The organism is Streptomyces sp. NRRL F-5126 (assembly GCF_000721265.1).
Classification (GTDB): domain Bacteria; phylum Actinomycetota; class Actinomycetes; order Streptomycetales; family Streptomycetaceae; genus Streptomyces.
This window is the reverse complement of the sequence record NZ_JOFZ01000049.1, coordinates 1-801: the sequence shown is the minus strand read 5'-3', so window position 1 is coordinate 801 and position 801 is coordinate 1. Positions and strand designations below refer to the sequence as shown.

Genomic DNA, 801 nt, shown 5'->3' with positions numbered 1-801 from the left:
GTGTTCGTCGATTCCGCGGCTGTTGCTGTGGCCGAGTACGGCCGCCACGTGGTCGCGTACGAGGCCGAGGAGGAACTGCTCCTGTTCGCCCTCGGTGAGCGGGATGAGCCTCTCAGCCAGCGACTGTCCTGCGCTCCGGTTTCCGCTGCCGTTGTTGGCGGTGGTAGGCCGCACGGTCGGCAGGAGGGTGCGGTAGAGGGGCGGCAGGTCGGGGTTGTTGCGGAGGGCAGTGAGGTTGAGGCGGGTGGGGAGCAGGTGGGGGTGGGAGGCGGCGAGGGCATGATCGAAGAGCGCAAGCGCGTCGGTGGTGCTGAGCGGCGCGATGCCTGTGCGGCTGAGACGGGCGCGGTCGGCGCTGTCGAGGTGACTGCTCATGGTGCTGGTCTGCTGCCATAGGCCCCAGGCGAGGGAGGTGGCGGCCAGGCCGTGGGTGTGGCGGTGGTGGGCGAGTGCGTCGAGGAAGGTGTTGGCGGCGGCGTAGTTGGCCTGCCCTGGATTGCCCAGGATGCCGGTGATGGAGGAGTAGAGGATGAAGGCGGAGAGGTTGAGGTGTTTGGTCTGCTGGTGCAGGTTCCAGGCGGCGTCGGCCTTTGGCCGCAGGACGGCGTCCAGGTGGTCTGGGGTGAGGTTGGCCAGTGTGGCGTCCTGGAGGATGCCGGCGGTGTGGATGACGGCGGTCAAGGGGTGCTCGTCCGGGATGGTGGCGAGGAGGTCGGCGAGTTGGTTGGCGTCGGCGGTGTCGCAGGCGGTGATGGTGACGTTTGCGCCGAGGGCGGTGAGGTCTTGGTGGAGTTGCTTGGC

1 protein-coding gene is annotated in these 801 nt (G+C 68.5%); it reads right to left on the bottom strand.

Translation table 11 applies throughout. The features are described 5' to 3' along the window. The coding region (locus tag IH48_RS0132220) for a beta-ketoacyl reductase (RefSeq protein WP_030912895.1) at window positions 1–801 on the bottom strand (801 nt) is incomplete at both ends.